Annotated in this window: 19 protein-coding genes and 1 pseudogene; 13 read left to right on the top strand and 7 right to left on the bottom strand. The window is 66.0% G+C overall.

Features of this window, described 5'->3' with window-relative positions; translation table 11 throughout:
• Window positions 1-25 precede the first annotated feature (25 nt).
• Entirely contained in the window at window positions 26-229 is a 204-nt protein-coding gene (locus tag LKE06_RS31750; RefSeq protein ID WP_228003129.1) for a hypothetical protein, read from the bottom strand.
• A gap of 294 nt (window positions 230-523) precedes the next feature.
• Here LKE06_RS31750 and LKE06_RS31745 point away from each other — a divergent pair, with 294 nt between their 5' ends.
• Complete coding sequence (locus LKE06_RS31745; protein ID WP_228003299.1) at window positions 524-913, top strand: hypothetical protein; 390 nt, start codon at window positions 524-526, stop codon at window positions 911-913.
• A 54-nt stretch (window positions 914-967) separates the two neighbouring features.
• Here LKE06_RS31745 and LKE06_RS33425 read toward each other — a convergent pair.
• Both LKE06_RS33425 and LKE06_RS31735 read right to left on the bottom strand, forming a co-directional pair.
• Window positions 968-1075 (bottom strand): annotated as a pseudogene (locus tag LKE06_RS33425) (hypothetical protein); the annotation flags it as partial.
• 558 nt (window positions 1076-1633) lie between these two features.
• Complete coding sequence (locus LKE06_RS31735) at window positions 1634-1891, bottom strand: hypothetical protein (RefSeq protein WP_228003128.1); 258 nt, start codon at window positions 1889-1891, stop codon at window positions 1634-1636.
• Window positions 1892-2308: 417 nt separating this feature from the next.
• On the opposite strand from LKE06_RS31735, the gene LKE06_RS31730 reads away from it, so the two are divergent.
• The 12 genes from LKE06_RS31730 to LKE06_RS31675 all read left to right on the top strand — a co-directional run bounded on the left by LKE06_RS31730 (window position 2309) and on the right by LKE06_RS31675 (window position 15029).
• Entirely contained in the window at window positions 2309-3061 is a 753-nt protein-coding gene (locus tag LKE06_RS31730) for a FadR/GntR family transcriptional regulator (RefSeq protein WP_228003127.1), read from the top strand.
• A complete protein-coding gene (locus LKE06_RS31725) occupies window positions 3058-3801 on the top strand; it encodes a cache domain-containing protein (protein WP_228003126.1) in 744 nt (247 codons plus the stop codon). The genes LKE06_RS31730 and LKE06_RS31725 overlap by 4 nt, the downstream gene beginning before the upstream one ends.
• Before the next feature lie 289 nt (window positions 3802-4090).
• Complete coding sequence (locus tag LKE06_RS31720; protein WP_228003125.1) at window positions 4091-6613, top strand: alpha/beta fold hydrolase; 2523 nt, start codon at window positions 4091-4093, stop codon at window positions 6611-6613.
• Window positions 6614-6628: 15 nt separating this feature from the next.
• Window positions 6629-7693 carry a sensor histidine kinase gene (locus LKE06_RS31715; RefSeq protein ID WP_228003124.1) on the top strand — a complete coding sequence of 355 codons (1065 nt, stop codon included), beginning with the start codon at window positions 6629-6631 and terminating at the stop codon, window positions 7691-7693.
• Window positions 7690-8328 (top strand): response regulator, encoded by a 639-nt coding sequence (locus LKE06_RS31710; RefSeq protein WP_228003123.1) that lies wholly within the window; start codon window positions 7690-7692, stop codon window positions 8326-8328. Before LKE06_RS31715 ends, LKE06_RS31710 begins: the two co-directional genes overlap by 4 nt.
• 114 nt (window positions 8329-8442) lie before the next feature.
• Complete coding sequence (locus LKE06_RS31705; RefSeq protein ID WP_228003122.1) at window positions 8443-8871, top strand: hypothetical protein; 429 nt, start codon at window positions 8443-8445, stop codon at window positions 8869-8871.
• Between the two features lie 172 nt (window positions 8872-9043).
• The gene (locus LKE06_RS31700) at window positions 9044-9538 is read left to right on the top strand and encodes a COG4315 family predicted lipoprotein (protein ID WP_228003121.1); all 495 of its coding nucleotides are present in this window, start codon (window positions 9044-9046) and stop codon (window positions 9536-9538) included.
• Window positions 9538-10083, top strand: a complete 546-nt coding sequence (locus LKE06_RS31695; RefSeq protein ID WP_228003120.1) for a sigma-70 family RNA polymerase sigma factor — start codon at window positions 9538-9540, stop codon at window positions 10081-10083. Before LKE06_RS31700 ends, LKE06_RS31695 begins: the two co-directional genes overlap by 1 nt.
• On the top strand, window positions 10080-10745 hold the full coding sequence (locus tag LKE06_RS31690; protein WP_228003119.1) for an anti-sigma factor family protein: 666 nt from the start codon (window positions 10080-10082) through the stop codon (window positions 10743-10745). Before LKE06_RS31695 ends, LKE06_RS31690 begins: the two co-directional genes overlap by 4 nt.
• Before the next feature lie 17 nt (window positions 10746-10762).
• Window positions 10763-11812, top strand: a complete 1050-nt coding sequence (locus LKE06_RS31685) for a YncE family protein (RefSeq protein WP_228003118.1) — start codon at window positions 10763-10765, stop codon at window positions 11810-11812.
• Window positions 11813-12112: 300 nt separating this feature from the next.
• The gene (locus tag LKE06_RS31680; protein ID WP_228003117.1) at window positions 12113-12562 is read left to right on the top strand and encodes a helix-turn-helix transcriptional regulator; all 450 of its coding nucleotides are present in this window, start codon (window positions 12113-12115) and stop codon (window positions 12560-12562) included.
• A 76-nt stretch (window positions 12563-12638) separates the two neighbouring features.
• Window positions 12639-15029 (top strand): ATP-binding cassette domain-containing protein, encoded by a 2391-nt coding sequence (locus LKE06_RS31675; protein ID WP_228003116.1) that lies wholly within the window; start codon window positions 12639-12641, stop codon window positions 15027-15029.
• A gap of 60 nt (window positions 15030-15089) precedes the next feature.
• Here the strand turns inward: LKE06_RS31675 and LKE06_RS31670 are convergent, their stop codons facing one another.
• From LKE06_RS31670 to LKE06_RS31655, 4 genes are all read right to left on the bottom strand, one after another.
• On the bottom strand, window positions 15090-16055 hold the full coding sequence (locus tag LKE06_RS31670; RefSeq protein ID WP_228003115.1) for an esterase/lipase family protein: 966 nt from the start codon (window positions 16053-16055) through the stop codon (window positions 15090-15092).
• 221 nt (window positions 16056-16276) lie between these two features.
• Complete coding sequence (locus tag LKE06_RS31665) at window positions 16277-16819, bottom strand: YaeQ family protein (RefSeq protein ID WP_228003114.1); 543 nt, start codon at window positions 16817-16819, stop codon at window positions 16277-16279.
• A gap of 179 nt (window positions 16820-16998) precedes the next feature.
• Complete coding sequence (locus tag LKE06_RS31660; protein WP_228003113.1) at window positions 16999-18051, bottom strand: fused (3R)-hydroxyacyl-ACP dehydratase subunits HadA/HadB; 1053 nt, start codon at window positions 18049-18051, stop codon at window positions 16999-17001.
• Between the two features lie 375 nt (window positions 18052-18426).
• On the bottom strand, window positions 18427-19365 hold the full coding sequence (locus tag LKE06_RS31655) for an alpha/beta hydrolase (protein WP_228003112.1): 939 nt from the start codon (window positions 19363-19365) through the stop codon (window positions 18427-18429).
• Between the last annotated feature and the right edge of the window lie 146 nt (window positions 19366-19511).

The raw sequence follows: 19511 nt of genomic DNA, 5'->3' as shown, positions 1-19511 counted from the left end.
GGGCGCACATGACCGAGGGCAACAGCTACGAGTCGACGCACCTCTGCGATTTTCTGGAGGCGACAAAATCGCTCGACGCCGAGGCGAGGTCCTTGATCCAGTTCGCGATTCGCTGGCCCCATTCGGCGGTGCCAGCACCGGCGAGCTGCTCATCATCTTCGGCGTTACCCGGTGGCGCTTCGTGCAGATGCTTCGCCGCGCCCTCCGCCCGCGTCCCGGCGACAGTCACAATGCGCGCACCCTCGAGCGCATGGCGGCGATACGGACGGTGGCAAGGTAGCGGACGGCGAGTTTGTCGAATCTGGTTGCCACGGCACGGTTTTCCTTCGGCTGGCCGATACCGCACTCGACAGCGAAGTCGGGCCCCGTATGGTCAACGGGTCGAAGACGACGAGCGCGGCGCGGCCGAGGAGATCTCGGTGGAATGCGTCCGCTGCCAACACTTTTGGATCTTGACGCCCCACTGTGCACGCTGTAGATCTGTACGGGCTCAGGATTCGGACTGTGAGAAGAGGAATTCATAATGCGTAATGCGATTGCCACGGTGGCGGCGCTGGTAGGTGTGATCGGCGGTTGCGTCGCGGTAGCCGGGTCGGCGAACGCGGTGAGTGACACGAGCACCTGTGCGGCGACCCGCGATGCGCTCGAGGACTACAGCAGCAAGAACAATGCCATCGATAGTTCCGATCCCTCCGCATCGGCGGAATCGAGCAGACTGTGGAGCGGTCTCCTCGCGAGCCTCGCCGATATCTCGGCCAACGCCGACGAAGGTCAGGCGAAGACCGCGCTCAACAACGCATTGCCGCAGATGCATCGGATAGTCACCCCGAATGGTACGGATCTGAAGACCATGATGGCCGATCCGGCGTTCAGCGATGCCATGACCGGTCTCGACTCCGCGTGCGGGTTCTAGTTCACCGACCCCATCAAGTGGGGCGTCGATCAACGGTGCGGTCAGTTCGACTCGGAGATACGAGACGAAGGCTACCCGTCGTGAGTCGGCCCCGAGGTCGTGTGCGCAGGCGATGATTCCGCCGGAGCCGCCGGGAACCATCCCCAGAAAGGCGTCGACCATTGAGGTGCGCAAATACTGAAGTACCCCGAGTTTGACGGAGTCGGCATCGGCCTGGCGGACCAGTTCCGCAACGCCTCGTGATCCATTGCTCAGGACGAACGCTCGATACTGGGCCGGGTTGTCTATTCCGGACTCATCCAGCCCGTCGGACGTGTCCGCCCGGGATCGAGCCAACCGGCCACCGCCCTCCAATCGGCCGCGGTCATTCGTTCAGAAACGCGTTTCTCCCATCCGGTGCATCTCGCGTGTAGAAGTCGATGCCGATCGAGGTCCGATCGCAGTACGCTTCCGCACCGCGGGCATTTCAGTTCAACCATCTGTCGTCTCCGGGTTCACGTCGTTGTGACCGCACTCGGCGCTGTTCCCGGACGGCGCGGGATTGCCTCCGCGCACCCGAGACGAGCGAATCAACTGTCAGATGATGCGGAATCCAACTCTGTTCGAGATGTTGCGTTCCGATCAGCACCGTTGCCTTGGTGCCACCCCTGCTACATGATTTTCCCGAACGGGCGCTGCAGGTGGCTGGCCGACGCGTCTGTAACCGTGACCGCTTCGTGGTCATGCCCACGCCCGATATTCGGTGCCCAGCCGCAGCGGCGGGATGAGTTTGTCCCAGAACTCGTGTCGGACCGCGTCCCACAGCCTTGTCAGTTCTGGATGAAGTTCTCGTGCTCGCGCGAGATCTGGGTAGTTTCCGGGGTCGAAGCAGACGGCCCAGGAGGCGTCGCATGCGTTCTCCACCGCGACTATGGCGATCAGATGATGCTGAATCACATGCCATGTCACATGGAGCCCGTCGACTTCTGTTCGGCGCACGTCAGCCATCGTTGATACTCCCCTGCCGTACAACCATCTCGCCCGTCCGGTAACCACGGCCGACCGGTCGCGCTCGGCTGTGCATCACCGTTCGGGTCGGCAACCCGGCGCAGTGACGGACGCGCCACCTGAGGTGATCGCCAGGACGAGGTGGGTTCTCGCACATGGGACGTTCTCCTTCGATCATGACTTCTGCTGAAGGTGCCCGGGGGTCATCCACCCCGAAGGTAATACATTAGAATTCATAGTTCAATGGTTTATGGCGAGCTCTTTTCGAGTTCTTGTCAGCCCTGTTAACAGGCCCGGGGCAACCGACCGACAGCCTGGCGACCAATGGGATGTCTCTAACTTGATAGTTCATGTTTCAGGTGTTCTCGGCTTAGAATCGATGTGCACACGGCTACCTGAGGAGTCGCGTTGTCCCCGCAAGAACGTGCTGGCCTGACCGCGCTCGGCGCCGTGCTGTCACCGCTCGAAGGTGGTGGTCTGAAAACCGAGGCCGTGGCGCAGCGGTTGTCCGCCGCGATCAGTCTCGGTGTGATGGTCGACGGCCAGCAGTTGCCGAGTGAGTCCGATCTCGCCAAGCAGTTGGGCGTGTCGACGATGACCCTGCGGGAAGCATTGGCCGTGCTCCGGCAGCAGGGCATCGTGCGCACCAAACGCGGGCGTGGGGGCGGCAGCTTCATCTGCGCTTCGGCGGAGACTCTCGAGTACACCTCGCTGGCGCGGTTACAGCAGATGAGCCTCCCGGAGCTGCGCGACCTGGGGGACGAGCAGTTCGCGATCGCCGGCGCGGCCGCCGTGTTCGCCGCGCGCCGCGGGTTGCGGGCCGATATAGCCCGGCTCCGCACCTTGGTCGACCGGTTGAAGGTCAGTACCGAGCAGGTCTCGTCCCGCCGCGCCGACAGCCGCTTTCATATCGAGATGGCAGTGTGCGCGCAGTCCACCAGGCTGACTCGCTCCCAGGTCGGCTTGCAGGCCGAGCTTTCCACACTGCTCTGGCTGCCACGACTGGAACTCGATCCAGCGGCAGAGGCGACCGTCCATCAGGACCTGGTGGACGCCATCGAACGGGAAGACGACGCCCGGGCACGAGAACTGGCAGAATCGAATACAGAATCCCGTATCCGTCGACTCGTCGCCCTACGCTTGGAGCTCAATGATCGATGAGTGACACCGACAACTTTTCCACCCCGAGAACCATCGAGTCGCTCGCGTCCGCTGTCACCGAACTGGCCGACGAGGTGTACTTGTCCCTGGGAACCATCGGGACCGCGCTGACGGGCCTGTGGAACGATCTCACCGAGAAGCTGCGGCGGGCTCCGCGGTCAACCGACCTGGCACCCTTGGGCGAGACCATTGTCGGCGAGCTCGAGCGGCGCGGAAGACTGTTCGATGGGGCGGGTGTCGTGATGGCAGACGGCGTCCTCTCAGACCGCCGCCTATACCTGGACTGGTGGCTTTCGAACCCGGCACACGAACCCCAACGTCATACGGTGGAACTGAACCCCCAGAGTGAATACTTCTACGACTACACCGCAATGGACTGGTATGTGATCCCACGCGACCAGGGAAGGCGATGGGTGCACGGGCCGTACCTCGATTTCGCATGCACCGATCAGTACGTGTGCACCTTCGCGATCCCGGTCAGGACCGCGCCGGGCAGTTTCCTCGGAATTGCCGGCGCCGACGTGCCGGTCGGCGCGATCGAAGAGGCATTACTTCCGCGATTCCGGGCAGCGGGTCCGACCGTTGCACTGGTCAACAATGAGGGCCGCGTCATTTTGGGAACCGATCCCCGGTTCCCACCTGGATCCAAGGCGAACCGCAGGGACCGGCCCGCTGCCGGAGTACCGATCGACACGATCCCTTGGTCCCTGCAACTACTGGGGTCCGCGACACCTCACTGAGGCCAACCGCATACCCTGCGGCAACTGTCGCTTCTCGAGTGCTCACGATCCTTTACCGACCTGCTCGGTTACCCAATAGCCGGTCTGGCGTCGAGGCCGCTGAGGGTCGGGTCGGTTATGACCCTTCCGGCCTTGCCGCCTCTGCCAATTCTTGCCGGATCCTTCACCTGCAACCCCACTGACCAGTGCAAATCCCGCCCAACGTGTTGGCCGGATCTGCCATTCGGCAGATGGTCGGCGGTCCTAGGGCATGCGAGGCTGGGGATGGTCGATCTGGTTGGGAGGACCAGTGCGTAGGAAAAAGCTGGTGTTGGCCGTGGTGGTTGGGCTTGTCTTGGCGGCGGTCGGGGTGTCGGCCTCGGCCGGCCCTCCGGATCAGGTCGAGTGGGGTGGTTGCCCGTTCGACGTGGGCGCGTCGCGTGCGGAGTGCGCGATCGTGTCGGTACCGCAGGACTACCGCAACCTGGATGGTCGATCGCTGGAGATCCACATCTCGCGGGTTCGCAGTGCTCGGCCGGACCTGCGGCGTGGCACGCTGGTGATGAACCAGGGTGGCCCGGGACCACACCTGGCTGACGTGACGAGCATCAACGAGTTGGTGCCGACGAGCGTCCTGGATGCCTACGACATCGTCAGTTTCGACCAGCGAGGGTTCGGGCACAGTGCGCCGGTGGAGTGTGGTCTGCGGCCTGATCAGCAGTTCACCGTTCCGTGGCCGTTGCCCGGAGGTGAGCCCGCGGACCGGGAGCGGGCCGCCGGGATCGCTCGGCAGTGTGCCGAGCAGGCCGGCGCGGAACTGGCGTTCCTGGGAACCGCCAACGTGGCGCGTGACCTGGATCGGATCCGCCAGGCCCTCGGTGCGGAGCAGATCAGCTACCTCGGCGTGTCCTACGGCACCTACCCGGGGGTCGCCTACGACTCGATGTTCCCCGACCGGGTGGACCGGATGCTGCTGGAGAGCATCGCGGACCCGGCCCGCGCGTGGCGGGGTACGTTCCGCGACTCGATGACCGAAGGGACCGAGCTGCGGTTCGGTGACTTCGCGGATTTCGTTGCCGCACGCCAGCATGAGTACGGCCTGGGCGCCACCCGAGCGCAGGTGCGGCAAACGTTCCTGGACCTGGTGCGCAGCCTGGACACCGAGCCGTTGCACACGCCCTCCGGCAAGGTCACCGGCGCCCACCTGCGCACCGGCCTGCTCGCCGCGCTGTACTCGGATACGGTCTTCCCGCTCGTCGCGGAACTGCTCACTGCCTCCCGGGACCGGGATCCGGCGACCGCCGAGTCGGTCGGTGCCGAGCTGGGGCTGTGGTACGACGACGACAACGCCGCTTCCGCGCAGATGGCAGTGTTCTGCGCGGATGGTATTTGGCCACGTAACCCGGCCGTATACGCCGCCGAGGCCCGTGCGGACGCGGCGCGCTATCCGCTGACGGGCGGGGCGGGCGCGGCGATCTGGCCGTGCGCCTTCTGGCCCAGCGATCCGATCGACCCGCCGGTTCGCGCGACCAGCCGGGGCCGGCCGAACGTGTTGCTGATCAACAACCTGCGTGACCCGGGCACCCCCTATGCCGCCGCCACCGCGCTGCGCGGCCAGCTCGGCAACCGAACCCGGATCATCGGCGTGGACCAGGGCGGCCACGGCGCCTACTTGTTCCACCACAACGCCTGCGCGCAGCGGGTCGGCACCGACTTCCTGATGCACGGCGCCCGGCCGGCGCGGGACTTCGTGTGCCCGGACATACAGGCCGGGTTGCGTGGCGCGCTCGAGCACCTCACCACCGTCGAGCAAGTGCCCGGCGCGCTCGCCGAGGTCCGGGACGGCACCGGCACTGCGGTCTTCGCCAGCGGGGTCGCCGACGTGCGCACCGGCCGCGCCCCGACCGGCTCCGACCGGGTGCGGATCTTCAGCAATACCAAGACCTTCGTCGCGACCGTGATCCTGCAGCTGGTCGCCGAGGGCCGGGTGGAGCTGGCCGCGCCGGTGGAGCGTTACCTGCCTGGGCTGATCCGGGGCGACGGCAACGATGGGCGCGAGATCACGGTCCGCCAGCTGCTGTCGCACACCAGCGGACTGCCCGACTACGACTCGCCGCTGCACGCACCGAACGACAGCTACTATCAGCACCGGTTCGACCACCACACTCCGGAGGAACTGGTGCGGTCGGGAACGTCGAAGCCCCGCCTGTCCGTTCCCGGCACCGAGTTCCATTACTCGACGACCAACTACGTGGCGGCCGGCATGATCATCGAGAAGGTGACCGGCCACCCGTACGCCGAGGAGGTGACCAACCGCATCCTGCGCCCGCTCGAACTGAGGGACTCCCTGCTGCCCGGCGACCGAGTCACCATCCCGGGCCAACACGCCCACGGCTACTCCCACCTGGACGACAACAACCAGCTCAGCGACACCGGTCAGCGGATCGACGTGACACTGATGAATCCGTCGCTGGTGTGGGCCGGCGGGGAGATGGTGTCGACGTTGGCGGACCTGAACACGTTCTTCGCCGCGCTGCTGGACGGGCGGCTGCTGCCCGCAGAACAACTCGCGCAGATGAAGCAGACGGTACCGGCCGACGTGTTCCCCGGCGCCAGCTACGGGCTGGGCCTCATCCGGATGCCACTGTCCTGCGGCGGCGAGTATTGGACACACGGCGGCAGCGGCCTGGGCTACCAGACCCGCCAGGGAATCACCTCCGACGGACGACAGGTCAGCATCGTGACCACCACCTCACCGTCCACACCAGAGCAGTCAGCATCCGTACTGGACGCGGTGGACACCGCGCTCTGCGCGGCAGTGCCGGCGCGGTAACGGGATACTCCGGCCGTGTACCCATTGCCTGTCATCTCCACGGTGGTCGCGCTCACCGCGGCGATCGGTGGGGCGTTCTGGTGGCCGCGCCGGTCTGGCGCGGTCGCCTTCGGCGCGACCATCGCCGCCGCCGTGTCCCTCATGGCCACCGCGTTGCACCCGGGACCGGGGAACAACGCGGTGGCCTACTGGCTGGTAGTGGAGATCGCGGCCGGCCTGTGGGTGGTGGCCCAGGCCGTCCGTACGTTGCCCGGCCGGACCGCCGCGCTGGTGGCGGTGCTGGTCGTGGTGGCGATCGGGGTGTCGCCGCTGCGAATCGGACGCTGGCTGACCCCGCCACCACCAGCGTTGGAGCTCATCGTGGTGTGCGCCTGTTTGACGCTGCTCGCCGTGATCGGCACCGGTGCCGGCCTCTACCTGCGCTGGCTGGACCGGGAACGGGCGCATTCGGTTGCCACGGCCCAGCGCGCGCAGCGGATCCAGCTGGCCAGGGACCTGCACGACTGGCTGGCCCATGAGATGACCGGGATCGTACTGGCCGCGCAGGCCGGGCGGCTGACCGCGGCCGACCCGGCTGCGTCGGCGCAGATGTTCGGTGAGATCGAGGCGGCGGGGACCCGAGGGCTGGACTCGATGGACCGCGCGCTGCGCCTGCTCAGGGACGCGGCCGGCCACCCGAACAGCACCTCCGAACGGCAGCTCACCCACGCGGAGGTCACCGAGGTGGTGCACCGGTTCGCGGACACCAGCCCGGCCCGCGTGGACCTCGACATCGCGACAGACCTCGATGAGCTGCGCCCCGAGGTGCGGGCCACGATTCACCGGATCGTGGTCGAATCCCTCACCAACGTGCGGCGGCACGCCCCAGCCGCGACCCTCGTCCGGGTGGCGGTGACCAGAACCACCACGGCCGTGACAGCCGTGGTAAGCAACGGCGGCGGGCGGCCGCCGCGCCACGGCCGGCGGGGCGGCACCGGCCTGGCGAACCTGACCGAATCCGTCGCAGCTCTCGGCGGCACACTGCGGGCCGGACCGGACACCCCGGACGGGTGGACTGTGCGGGCAGAGGTACCGGCGTGATCCGGGTGCTGATCGCCGACGACCAGGCGATGGTCCGGCAGAACCTGCGGCGCATCCTGGAGTCCGAGCCCGACCTTCGCGTCGTCGGGGAGGCCGCGGACGGCGTCACCGCGGTCGAACAAGCCCAACTGCTGCGACCGGACGTGGTACTCGCGGATGTGCGGATGCCCCGCCGCGACGGCCTCGAAGTCACCAAAACGCTCGCTGGCCCCCACGTGCCCGACCCGATGCGCGTGGTCGTGATCACCACCTTCGAGCTGGACGAGTACGTCTACACGGCGCTACGCAACGGCGCGTGCGGCTTCCTCCTCAAACGATCCGGCCCCGCACTCCTCATCGAAGGGGTACGAGCCGCGATGGCCGGGGACATGATGATCAGCCCACAGCTCACCATCCGGCTGCTGCGCCACCTCACCGAGGGAGGCCACCGCGCCACCGCGGCACGGCTCACCGAGCGGGAACTAGACGTGGTGCGGCTGGTCGCCCAAGCCCGCACGAATATCGAGATCGCCGCCGAACTGTTCATTTCCCCCGGCACGGTGAAGACCCACCTCGAAAGCATCCAGCGCAAAACCGGCGCCCGAAATCGGGTAGCCATCGCGGCCTGGGCATGGGAAACCGGAAACACCGGCTGAGGCTACCCACGCCAGCGAGTCGCCTCCTGGCCCACCAGCAAGCCGCGACCCCGCTTCGGAAAGAACCCGTTATATAACGAGCAAAGGGGAGACCATCCCCGGAAGGGCAGCTGAATGATCCGCTATGTATCGGCCGTGTTGTGCGTGCTCGCCGGCGCGACAGCGCTGGTGTTGAGCGCATTCGGAGACTGGATCGGAGATCGGGACGGCAAGGACATTCCGCTCAGCGACCTGTGGAGCGGTTTGGGCTCGCAGACTGTGGGTCTCGCGACATCGTTGTTCGTGCCCCTGGTGATCGCGGCCGCACTGGCGGTCTTGGGGGCACTGACCAGACTCCGGCTCGTACTGGCACTCGCCGCGCTGATCGGGCTGGCCACGGCCGGCATGTTCATGCTCCAACAGGGACGTACCGACAGCGGCTTCGACCACTTCCACCAAGGATGGACCAACGCGGGAGGAGGCGCCCTCTTGCTCATCGTCGCCACGGCGGTCCTGCCCAGCCAACGCCGGGCCACCACCGTCCACTCGTACGAGGATCAGTAACGACAACCTGAGGACATGCCAGTAGGGCAGCTCCCGCCGTGCGATGGCCGAGCCGCAGCAGGTGTTGCCGGAGTCGTGATCTACGCCACAACTTATGGCGTCCGGTGAACTCATTCGGCTTTAGAGACGTCCCACTGGTCGACATGTTCCGCGATACAGACTGGAGATACAGATGAAGGTACAACGCTACGTTTTGGCGGGCCTCGCGGCGATCGGCCTCGCTGTCACATCTGCGTGCTCTTCGACCGATGACGCGGCGGCCGCCTCCACCACCCCTGAGTCACCCCAATCGGTCTCGGCCACTTCGGTGCCCGCCGCCGCCGACAATCACACCATCGGCGTCACGTCATTGGGCGGCCGTGAGGTGCTCGTCGACGAAGCGGGGCGCGCGTTGTACCTGTTCACCAAGGATGCTGCCGGGGTCTCGGCATGTTCCGGTGAATGTCTGGTGAAATGGCCGGTGTTGGCGGGCCCGGTCACTGCTGGCGCCGGCGCCGACCCGGCCGCGATCTCGACCATTACCCGACCGGACGGCGGCAGCCAGGCCACCTATGCCGGAAAGCCGCTGTACTACTTCGCCGCCGACGCGGCTCCCGGCGATACCCGCGGCCAGGGTGCGATGGATGTGTGGTACCTGGTGGGCGCAGACGGGGAGGCCGTGCGCTGATGCGCCTGCCGCGGCCCACGCGACCTCGCTCCGATCGAGCATTCCTGGTCGCGCTCGATGCCGATCACGGCTCGGCGGTCCGCGGCTATCTTCATGAGCATTGGCGCGACCAGCATCAAGTGGAAGACCTGACCCAGGAGGTCTTCATTCGGGCGTGGCGTTCCGCAGGCATCCTGCGCCGCAACGGCATTACCGACAAGGAGATTCGCAGCTGGCTGTTGACCACGGCGCACAATGTGCTCGTCGATCGGTGGCGTCACGAACAGCGGCGCCCCGCCGATCCATTGGAGCACGATCAGTTGTCCGCGATGGCGCTGGTGGAACACCCGATAGACCGTGCGATCGACGGCTGGCTGGTGGCCGAGGCGCTGCAGCGACTGTCAGCGGAGCATCGGGGGGTGGTGGTGCAGCTGTATTACCGCGGCCGCAGCATTGCCGAAGCCGCGCAACACCTCGGCATCGCCGAAGGGACAGTCAAGTCACGCAGCTACTACGCACTGCGCGCGCTACGCGCGATCTTCGACGAGCTGGGGGTGACCCGATGATCAATCCACCGGCCCATGAGCACTATCAGCTGATGCTCGGCGGCTATGTACTCGGCGGGCTCACCGCCGCCGACCGCGCCGCGGTCGATACACACATCGCTGACTGTCGGGCCTGCCGCCGTGAATTGGCCGAGTTCGCCGTCATCCCAAGCCTGTTGGCCACCGCCCCGGAGCCACACACCGCTGAGACCGAGCCCTCGACGCCGTCAGCTTCGTTGTTCTCGGCGGCGCCCCGATCGATGACCGCGGCGCGAAGGTCCCAGCGCCGCCGGACCATCACCAGTGTGCTCGGGACGGCGGCAGCGGCGCTCGTGGTCGGAGCCGCCATCGGCGTCGCTGCTGTCGATCGGCCGTCGGAGCCGGTTACCGATCAGGTGGTCGCCCTTACCGCCGGCTCCGGGGCAGCGCATGGAGAGGCGGACCTGGCAGCGCGCCCCTGGGGCACCGAGATCCGATTGAACCTGGCCAGTTTGCCTGCGGGACAACGACTGATGGCGGTGGCGATCGATGCCGACGGCCGGGTCGAACCGGCCGCGACGTGGGTAACTCCTGCGCTCGCGGAGATCCGAGTGGCCGGCGCCGTCGCCATCCCCACGAACGCGGTGCGCCGCATCGAGATTCGTACCGACACCCAAGCGCTACTTGTCGGGACGGTGAATTGAACGGTTGAGGAGCCATCATGCGCAGAAATAGAAGAACCCCGGCGATCACGCTCGCGGCCGCACTCACCGCGGCGAGTATCGCCCTGCTGTCGGTCGGTTGCGCCAGCAGCGAGCCCGACTCAGGCCCGGCACCGACCACGCTCGGTAGCTACAGCGTGCAGGGCGCTGCGGGCAGGTTCGACGGCGATATCCACAACAACACCCTCGCTGTATCGCCCGACGAGAAACTCGCCGTCGGCGCGAATTCACAGTCGGGTCACGTGCGGCTGATCGCACTGACAACCGGTTCCGTGCTCCGAGACCTGCCCGGGTATGTGACACCGAGAAACGCGGTCTTCGCACCCGACGGCTCCGGCTTCTTCCTCTCCGACAGCTCACTGGGAGTTGTCGACCACATCGGTGTCGACGGCACACTTCTGGATCGTTTTCCGTTGGGAGCCGGAGCATTCGGGACCGCGATCAGCCCCGATGGCTCCCGGCTGTATGTCAACAATCAAGCTGCCAACACGGTCACCGTGGTCGATCTGCGAGAGCGTCGACCCGTGGCAGTCATCACCGGTTTCGCACAACCGCGACAAGGCATTGTGCTGTCGCCTTCGCGAAATGCCCTGTACGTCACCAACTTCGCCGACGACTCCATCGCCGTCGTGGACACTTCGACCAACACAATCGTCAGGAGAATCGGTGGGTTCGACAAGATTCGCGGCGTGTCCGTGACGTCGGATGGAGCTCGCCTGTTCGCCGCGAACAGCGGCGACAACACGATCTCGATCGTGGACACCGCGACCGGCGCCACTGTCGGTCGGGTACCGGTGGGCGACCAACCCTACGGCGCCACGCTCGCACCCGACGGATCGGTGCTGCTGACAGGCGATCTGGCGTCCAGCACAGTGACCGTTGTCGACCCCGGTGCCGGGACAGTTCGTACAACGATCACGGGAACGAAACGGCCACGGCAAGCGATCGCGATTGGGCGCGATTCCACTTCGGCCTGGGTCCTCAACGAGGACCTGACCATCGCCGAGATCGATATCCAGGCCGCGCGAGTAGTTCGAACCCTCGGCTGACGAACCCGTCGGCGCCGCACGCGGGGCTCGGACGAACGTGTCGCCGAGCCGAACCGGCCGTGCTGCCGGGGCCGCGGGTCATTGAACGTGCGGCATCGGCATCTCCGGTTGGCTGCATCCGCGTTCGTCTTCGCCCGAGTGCGGATGGAGCCCGCCCGCGGTCCGCGGCGATGCAGGCTGCCGGCGGGACGCCGGCACCCAGCCGCCCTCGCTGCTGACGTGCGGAAGCGGCACTCCGGGTAACAGACGGAAGAAGCCAACGCCCGACCGCGTGTCATTGCGATGTGGGACGATCGCGGTATGACCAGCAGACCCGCCGAGACGGAGCGCTTGCGCGATCTCGCGGTGCTACGTCGCGTACGCGACCGGATCGATCGCGAGTATGCCCAGCCGTTGAACGTCGAGGCGCTTGCTCGGGGAGCGCATATGTCGGCGGGGCACCTCAGTCGCGAGTTCCGGCTCGCCTATGGCGAGTCACCGTACGGATATCTGATGACGCGGCGTATCGAGCGCGCGATGGCACTGCTGCGTGTTGGCGACCTCAGCGTTACCGACGTCTGTTTCGCGGTCGGCTGCTCGTCGCTGGGGACCTTCAGCACTCGCTTCACCGAGCTGGTCGGTGTGCCGCCCAGCGTCTATCGGCGCGAAGCGGCGCTCGAGACGGCGGGGATGCCGTCATGCGTGGCGAAACAGGTGACCAGACCGATCAGGAATAGAGAAGCGCCGGTCACCGAGCCGCAGCTAGCGTGACAGTCATGGACACCACCACTCACTCAGGCCCTGACCAGGTCGGCTCCGTGGCCGCCGGTCGGCACATGCGGACACGATGAGCATGGCCACGAGCATCGACACGCAGTCGCCCGCGTCGCATATTGCCGACAGCCAGGATCTGATCCGTGTGCACGGCGCGCGCGTGAACAACCTCCAGGACGTCAGCATCGAGATCCCCAAGCGCAGGCTGACGGTGTTCACCGGCGTCTCCGGCTCGGGCAAGAGCTCGCTGGTGTTCGGCACGATCGCCGCGGAATCGCAGCGGCTGATCAATGAGACCTACAGCGCCTTCGTGCAGGGCTTCATGCCGACGTTGGCGCGGCCCGATGTGGATGTACTCGAAGGGCTGACGACCGCGATCCTCGTCGACCAGCAGCGGATGGGCGCCGATCCCCGCTCTACGGTCGGCACCGCGACCGACGCCAACGCGATGCTGCGCATCCTCTTCAGCCGTCTCGGGAAGCCGCACATCGGCTCGCCGCAGGCGTTCTCCTTCAACGTCGCCTCGATAAGTGGGGCGGGCGCGGTCACGGTGGAGCGCGCCGGGACGATGTTGAAGGAGCGTCGCAGCTTCAGCATCACCGGCGGTATGTGCCCGCGCTGCGAGGGTAGGGGCTCGGTCAATGACATCGACCTGACCCAGCTGTACGACGAAACCAAGTCGCTCAACGAGGGTGCGCTCACCATCCCCGGCTACAGCATGGAGGGCTGGTTCGGCCGGATCTTCACCGGCTGCGGCTTCTTCGACCCCGACAAGCCGATCAAGAAATACAACAAGCGGGAGCTCAACGACCTGCTCTACAAGGAGCCGACCAAGATCAAGGTTGAGGGCATCAACCTGACCTACGAGGGCGTGATCCCGAAGATCAGGAAGTCGATGCTGTCCAAGGATGTCGACGCGCTGCAGCCGCACATCCGCGCCTTCGTGGAGCGGGCGGTCACCTTCACCATCTGCCCCGACTGTGCAGGCACCCGCCTCAGCAAGGAAGCTCGGTCATCGAAGATCAAGGGGGCCAACATCGCCGACGCCTGTGCGATGCAGATCAGCGACCTGGCCGAATGGGTCAGCGGGGTGAAGGACGCGTCGGTGGCGCCGCTGCTCGCTTCGCTACGGCACACCCTCGACTCCTTCGTGGAGATCGGGCTCGGCTACCTCTCGCTCGACCGGCCGGCAGGCACGCTGTCGGGCGGCGAGGCGCAGCGCGTCAAGATGATCCGTCATCTCGGTTCCTCGCTCACCGACGTCACCTACGTCTTCGACGAGCCGACCGCGGGCCTGCACCCCCATGACATTCAACGAATGAACAACCTGCTGCTGCGGCTGCGGGACAAGGGCAATACCGTGCTGGTCGTCGAGCACAAGCCGGAGACGATCGTGATCGCCGACCACATCGTCGACCTCGGCCCCGGCGCCGGTTCGGCGGGCGGCACCGTCTGCTTCGAGGGCGCCGTCGAGGGATTGCGGGCCAGCGGGACCATCACCGGCCGCCACTTCGACGATCGGGCCGCGCTGAAGGAATCGGAACGCAAACCCAACGGCACGTTGGAGATTCGCGGCGCGACAACGCACAATCTGCGGGATGTCGACGTCGATATCCCGCTCGGGGTGCTGGTCGTCATCACCGGTGTCGCGGGCTCCGGCAAGAGCTCGCTCGTGCATGGATCGATCCCGGCCGGTGCGGATGTGGTGTCGGTCGACCAGGCGCCCATCCGCGGCTCGCGGCGTAGCAACCCGGCGACCTACACCGGACTGCTCGACCCGATCCGCAAGGCATTCGCGAAGGCCAACAGCGTGAAACCGGCGCTGTTCAGCGCCAACTCCGAGGGCGCCTGCCCCAACTGCAACGGCGCGGGTGTCATCTACACCGACCTGGCGATGATGGCCGGCGTCGCAAGCACCTGCGAGGTGTGCGAAGGGAAGCGGTTCCAGGCCGCTGTGCTGGACTACCACCTCGGCGGTCGCGATATCAGCGAGGTGCTCGCGATGTCGGTGGACGAGGCCGAGGAGTTCTTCGGCGCCGGTGCGGCGCGGATCCCGGCCGCGCACAAGATTCTGCAGCGGCTCGCCGATGTCGGGCTCGGCTATCTCACCATCGGCCAGCCACTCACCACGCTGTCCGGCGGCGAACGGCAGCGGCTGAAGCTCGCCACCCACCTGGCAGATAAGGGCGGCGTCTACGTTCTCGACGAGCCGACCACCGGCCTGCACCTCGCCGATGTCGAGCAGTTGCTCGGCCTGCTCGATCGGATCGTCGATTCCGGTAAGTCGGTCATCGTCATCGAGCATCACCAGGCGGTCATGGCGCACGCCGACTGGATCATCGACCTCGGTCCAGGCGCCGGCCACGACGGTGGCCGGATCGTCTTCGAGGGCACCCCCACCGAGCTCGTCGCCGCCCGCTCCACCCTCACCGGCGAGCACCTCGCCGATTACGTCGGCACGTGACCCGATCGGCGGAGACATCCGATGGCTGGTGCTGTGTGGTTGTGCCGCGACGAATAGTGGTCAGGCGGAGCCGTTTTCGCTCGCGGAAGGCTGGTCTTCGTTTGGCGTGACGCAGGCCGGGCCGGTTCGAGTCAGGCCGAGCGCCTGGTGGACCAGATAGGACACCGCGGGTGAATCGGGGAGGGTGCCGTGGTCGAAGGAGTCGGTGGGGCACAGGTCCTGGACCCACAAATTGTCGACAGTAGCGCCGGGGCCGGCGTGCAGGAAGGTGGCTTCGGGCGGGGTGACGACCCGGTCGACGCGGCTTGCGATCACCGTGTAACGGATACCGGGCTCGGTATCGCCCGCGGCGTTGAGGGTGTGGATGAATTCATTGCCTATCAGCTGCTGGACCGCCGCGATGCCGAGCACCCTGGCGATCACGGCGTCCGCCGGCGCGGACGCACTCCCGGTGGGTAGCAGGTTGCCGAGCCCTTCGGCCGAGGTGCCATGGTTGGTTGCGGCGATGGTGACGAGCCGATCGACCTTATTGCGCTCCGGGTCGCCGGGGTATATGCCGCCGCCGAATCGGAGGTACTGCCGGGTCAGTGGGCCACCCTGCGAGTGAGCGACGATGTTGACCTTCGCCGCACCGGTGGCACTGCGCACTTGGTCGACGAACGCGGCGAGTTCTTTCGCGGAGGAGCGGATATCCGCAGTGCCGTAGACGCCTGGAGCCGAACCGCGGATGCTGAACGGCGCGCGGCCATAATTGAACGAGAATAGGCACATCCCACGGGCTTTCAACTCGGGGGCGAGAGTGTCCCAGGTGTTCTGATTGCCCCAGGTCCCGTGCACGAGCAGCACCGGTTCGGGCTGGGTAGCCGACGGGGCGCAGTCCCAATCGTTCGCACCAGCGGGTGGGCTGCTGCCGTCCTCGCTGACATCGGCGGCGGCGGGAGGGGTCGCGACCATTCCCGCCAACGCGAGTGCCACGGCGAGGCTGTCGATTGCAAAACGGCACCAGCGTGAACCAAGGGCAGGCATCGAGGCACGGCTCCTTTCACCAGCACTCAGATCCGCTCGGCAAATGTGGCGGTGTCGATTTCAGCCACGTCAAAGGTGCCGCGTCTTCATGGAACCATCAGGGCGAATTGGTGGCAAACATGTGGCCGGAGTGGCGTGAAAATTGCTGTCAGCACATCTCACATCGGTGCCTTGGACTCGGCGATGACCAGTTGCTTCGGTGCCCCCGAGCTATGCCGTGCTTATCCGACTGCGTGCTTGTCGACCGCAGTGCTCATAGTGGTGCCGTTGAGGTCCAGGTACAGCAGGCGCTCGGTGATCGAGAGTGTGGCGGTGTTGCGACGTTGGATCGCGGTGACCGCCGCATCGATGAAGTCGCGATCGAAGCTGTAGAGGGGGATGGCGTCGGCGTTGTGGATGCGTTTGCCCACGAGTTGTGCCAGCACCTTGGCGGGGTCGCGATGGGTGTATACGGCGGCCTGTCCGGCCAGTTTGCTGCCTCGGTGCAGGCGTTCCGCGTCGGGGGCGCCGACTTCGATCCAAGCGGTAAGACGCCCGGTGAGATCGCGTACCAGCACCGCGGGTTCGTCCGTGGACGATACGCCGCCATCACTGAAGGCAATGCCTTCCTGGTACTCGAGGCAGTAGGCAAGCAGCCGTGTAATCATGAATTCGGCGGTCTCGGACGGATGGCGCGCCAGCCGCAACTCCAGATCCTCGTAGACGCCGCGGTCGACATCGGCGAGCTGGACGGCGAAGTTGTGCAGTGTCGCGCTGAGGGCCATAAGAGCATCAGCTTAACCTGCTGCTACACCGCACTGAGCGGGGCGCTCGCATCCATGGCCCGCACCGCCCGCGACCACATCTTCTTCGGCTCCGAATGGCCCTTCAGTACCTCACCCTGCTCCGATCCGGCGACCCGCATGCCGCCAAAGCCGCTGTCGCCCAGGCTATTGCAGCATTATCAGCGGAACTGGATATTGGTGGTCGCCAGCCCGAAGATCTTGCGGCCGGCGGACTTCGCCACGATAGCGACGACAGCACTTCGCGTGGCCGGGTCGAGCGACTTGATTCGGCCGGAGTATTCGATCTGCCCACCCAGTTGGGTGTCGACCACCGTGTAGTTCGAAAGCCGAACGCCATATCGGGTGGCCGCGCCAGGATCTCCCGACCACGCTGAGACAAACCCCGCCCCCAACCCCATGGTGAGCATGCCGTGCGCGATGACGTCGGGTAGCCCGGCGAGCCGGGCTACCCGATCGTCCCAGTGAATCGGGTTGACATCGCCGGAAACACCCGCGTAGTTCACGAGGTCGCCGCGCGAGACGGTCGCATTGCGAATCGGGAGTTCCGCACCGACGGCCAGATCATCGAATGACACAGCCGTACCCGGAATCCGCGCCTGTCCTTCGAGGGAGAGCCGGATTTCTCCCTCCGGCCGCCGTGGTGCCGACTCTGTGCTTGTCGCCGAACTATCCTCGGGTGTCCTGCCGCGTCCGAGGATGTTGACACCGTGCACCATGATGTTGTCCACGGCGCGAGTTATCTCGGGGTCCACCCCGTCATCGGTGATGCCGACGACCGTCGTATGCATGATGTGCACCACCTCGCCGGTCTGATCGGTGAAGGTGTTCGTGACGGTGATCAGGTCTTTGCCCGCGATCCGGCGGACCGAGGTGAGTTCGACATCGGTGCTGAGCCGATCGCCCGCGACGATCGGCTTGTACTGTTCGAATACCTGCTCGGTCTGGACGAACATGTCGTATCCGACGACCACTGTCTCGAACAGGGTGCGGTTGGCCGCCATCGCCGGAATCGAGACGAACGTCAAAGGTGCTACCAGGCCCGAGTATCCGAGTTTCGCCGCCGCGTCCTCGTCCCAGTGCGCGGGGTGATAATCCTGTACGGCTCGCGCATACTCGCGGATCTTCTCGCGGCCGACATCGTGTGTGCCGTCTGTCCGGTAATAGTGCCCCACTTGCGACGCGACATCAGGTGCATCGATTACCGAACTCACTGTGAACCACCTTTGGTCGAGGAACGGACTTTGGAAGGATATAGGACGGGCTCGTAGTGCGTGGTCGCCGTTTGTTTATCGGACGGCGCGTGATTTTGGATGCGTCATCGCTTCTCGGGTTCGCGGATCGCGGGGGCGGTGATGAACAACCAGCCGCGCCTGATCGCCGCCGGTCAGGTACAACAGTGTGGCGTCGGCGACGCTGATCTGCGGGGCGCCGTTCTTGTCACGTCGCCGTCGGCGAGGATGGTGTTGGCGGTGAACGATCGGCGTTCCCCGGCGGCCGGTACCAGCGGGAACTCGTCGATGGTCCATCCGATTACGCGCTGTCGAGTCCTCTTGTCGAGGAGCATCATTCGACTCGCGCCGACGAAATCACGCACCGAGGGCGCGGGCCAGGAGAGGCCACGAGTCGTGCAGGTCGGCTTCGAACTGGGCCCAGGTGTGTGAACCTGCGGGGCGGTTGAGGTGCCTTGCGGGAATACCGAGTTGGCCGAGCCTGCCCGCCATGGCAGCAGTACAGGCACTCGCTATCGCTTCGATGGGTGGCAGTGGGATGCCGCCCTCGTCGATCGTGCCCGGCATCCCGGAAGCGGCCGACAAATAGATGGATTTCCCGGCAAGGCGGCCCGCGTTGGCGAACGCGTCGTGCGCTCGCCAGGTATCGCCGCCTGGGGTGCCCCACATGTTCAGTGTGTTGCCGCCGCCGCGCAACACCTGGGCGCTGACAAAGCTCATCCCGACAGGGTCGGAGGACCAGGGGCAGCCGCTGTAGGCGGCCACCGCACTGTAAAGATCGCCCGCCTGGATGGCCAGGTCGACGGCGGAGCCCGCGCTCATCGAGACACCGGCTATCGCATTACGCTCAGTGGTGGCGAAGTGGTCGTCGACCAGCGCCGGGAGTTCCCGCGTCAGATAGGTCTGCCAGCGCTGGCGGCCGACCGCCGGATCGTCGGCGAGCCAGTCGGTGTACATGCTGTAGGCGCCACCGATAGGCAGCACCACGTTGACGTGCTTGTCGGCGAAGAACTCCCGGATATCGGTGTTGTCCCACCACGAGATGCCGTCCTCGCCGCCGCCGAGCCCGGTCAGCAGATACAGGGTGGGTGCCGGGCCGTCGCCCGCCGCTCGAATCACCCGATTGGAGATGACCCGATCCATCGACGGGGAGTAGACATCCACCCTCGACACCCGGTCATCGATGGGTGATTCCCTGACCAGTTGTGAACCCGGCGGGGCAGCCGCGGCCGGTTCGACGAGCACGATGGAAGCAGCGATTGTGCAGACGAGCGCGGTCAAGAGCTTCGAAGGCATCACGATATCCGTTCTACCGTCCGAACGCGGGGTCGGTGCGGAAGCCGGGGGATCGGCGTGTGTTGTGTCCGCCCTCCGGCGCCGGCGACCGGGGCGGTGATGACCTGCCCGCTTCCGGCGGGATCGGGCCGGACTACTGCTACCCG

The sequence above is a fragment of the Nocardia australiensis genome (assembly GCF_020733705.1).
GTDB classification, from domain to species: Bacteria; Actinomycetota; Actinomycetes; order Mycobacteriales; family Mycobacteriaceae; genus Nocardia; species Nocardia australiensis.
This window is presented reverse-complemented; position numbering and strand designations above follow the sequence as displayed.

Excerpts from the sequence above, each read along its gene's own strand:
- LKE06_RS31745 (WP_228003299.1), top strand. The coding sequence starts at position 524 with ATGCGTAATGCGATTGCCACGGTGGCGGCGCTGGTAGGTGTGATCGGC.
- LKE06_RS31655 (WP_228003112.1), bottom strand. The coding sequence starts at position 19,365 with ATGCCTTCGAAGCTCTTGACCGCGCTCGTCTGCACAATCGCTGCTTCC.
- LKE06_RS31705 (WP_228003122.1), top strand. The coding sequence starts at position 8,443 with ATGATCCGCTATGTATCGGCCGTGTTGTGCGTGCTCGCCGGCGCGACA.
- LKE06_RS31675 (WP_228003116.1), top strand. The coding sequence starts at position 12,639 with ATGAGCATGGCCACGAGCATCGACACGCAGTCGCCCGCGTCGCATATT.
- LKE06_RS31685 (WP_228003118.1), top strand. The coding sequence starts at position 10,763 with ATGCGCAGAAATAGAAGAACCCCGGCGATCACGCTCGCGGCCGCACTC.
- LKE06_RS31665 (WP_228003114.1), bottom strand. The coding sequence starts at position 16,819 with ATGGCCCTCAGCGCGACACTGCACAACTTCGCCGTCCAGCTCGCCGAT.
- LKE06_RS31680 (WP_228003117.1), top strand. The coding sequence starts at position 12,113 with ATGACCAGCAGACCCGCCGAGACGGAGCGCTTGCGCGATCTCGCGGTG.
- LKE06_RS31690 (WP_228003119.1), top strand. The coding sequence starts at position 10,080 with ATGATCAATCCACCGGCCCATGAGCACTATCAGCTGATGCTCGGCGGC.
- LKE06_RS31725 (WP_228003126.1), top strand. The coding sequence starts at position 3,058 with ATGAGTGACACCGACAACTTTTCCACCCCGAGAACCATCGAGTCGCTC.
- LKE06_RS31695 (WP_228003120.1), top strand. The coding sequence starts at position 9,538 with ATGCGCCTGCCGCGGCCCACGCGACCTCGCTCCGATCGAGCATTCCTG.
- LKE06_RS31700 (WP_228003121.1), top strand. The coding sequence starts at position 9,044 with ATGAAGGTACAACGCTACGTTTTGGCGGGCCTCGCGGCGATCGGCCTC.
- LKE06_RS31670 (WP_228003115.1), bottom strand. The coding sequence starts at position 16,055 with ATGCCTGCCCTTGGTTCACGCTGGTGCCGTTTTGCAATCGACAGCCTC.